Source organism: Actinoplanes cyaneus, assembly GCF_016862095.1.
Taxonomy (GTDB): Bacteria; Actinomycetota; Actinomycetes; order Mycobacteriales; family Micromonosporaceae; genus Actinoplanes; species Actinoplanes cyaneus.
The window spans coordinates 1-1,324 of record NZ_BOMH01000159.1; the positions used below are offsets into that span (position 1 = coordinate 1).

The window sequence follows — 1,324 nt, forward strand, 5'->3', positions numbered from 1 at the left end:
GCCCGGTGGCGACGAACCATCGACCTGGTGATCGACTCGTTCGCCGGCCGGTTCTGCCGGGTCGAGCCCCGCCGGGCGGCTGCCGGCTTCGTCACCGGCCTGCTGGCCGACCTGGAGATCAAGACGTGCTGGCAGGTGGCTGAGCAGGCCGGACATGTGCGGCCGGATGCGATGCAACGGTTGCTCTACCGGGCCAAGTGGGACGCCGATGCGGTGCGTGACGACCTGCGGCAGGTCGTCGTCGACCGGTTCGGTGATCCCGACGCGGTTCTGGTGGTCGACGAGACCGGTGATCTGAAGAAGGGCGTGCACTCAGTCGGTGTCCAGCGTCAATACACCGGGACCGCCGGGCGGATCGAGAATGCCCAGGTCGGCGTGTTCCTGGCCTACGCGAGCAGACACGGTCACGCCCTGATCGACCGCCGGGTCTACCTGCCGAAGTCGTGGACCGACGACCGCCAGCGATGCCAGCAGGCCGGCGTCCCGGACGACGTCGTCTTCGCCACCCGCTCCGAACTGGCCGACGACATGATCACCGCCTCGGTGAAGGCTCGGGTCCCGGCCCGGTGGGTCGCCGCGGACGAGGCCTACGGCAACAACACCCGACTGCGGGGTGAGCTGCGCAAACTCCGCCTCGGCTACGTCCTGGCCGTCTCCTGCGACCACCTCGTTCCCATCGACGATGGTAAGATCCGCTGCCGCGCAGACCGGCTGGCCGCCGACCTGCCCGCCACCGCGTGGACCCGGCGCAGTGCCGGTGACGGGTCGAAAGGTCCACGGTTCTACGACTGGGCCTGGCTTGCCGACGTCGGAGCCGATGGCGACCCGGACGACGACGGCCGGCACAGTGTGCTGATTCGCCGTAACAACACCACCGGTGAGCTGGCCTTCTACCGCTGCTGGACACCCGGCCCGGCCACCCTCGCCCAGCTCGTGCGGGTGGCGGGCGTCCGCTGGATCGTGGAAGAGAGTTTTCAGGCCGGAAAGAGCCAGGTCGGTCTCGACCAGCACCAAGTCCGCCGCTGGACGTCCTGGCACCGGTTCACCACTCTGGCCCTGGCCGCCCTTGCCGTCCTCGCGATTTGCGCCGCTGACGCACGCACCCCGAACCGTCGCGCTCAACCCGACATGATCGAGCTGACCGTCAACGAGATCCGGCGGCTGATCAACGTCCTGCTGATCCGGCCGACCCGCAGCATTGCCTACCGTCTGCGCTGGTCAAACTGGCGCCGCCGCCACCAGGCACGCGCCAGACGAGCCCATTACGCCCGTCGACTCAGCCTCGTAGCCCAACCATGATCACGAATGGCGGCTGCCGTACTAG

The 1,324-nt window shown here is 68.6% G+C and carries 1 protein-coding gene; it reads left to right on the forward strand.

The genetic code is table 11. From position 1 onward, the window contains the following. Positions 1-18: 18 nt before the first annotated feature. On the forward strand, positions 19-1,299 hold the full coding sequence (locus Acy02nite_RS46135) for an IS701 family transposase (RefSeq protein ID WP_438820881.1): 1,281 nt from the start codon (positions 19-21) through the stop codon (positions 1,297-1,299). Positions 1,300-1,324 lie beyond the last annotated feature (25 nt).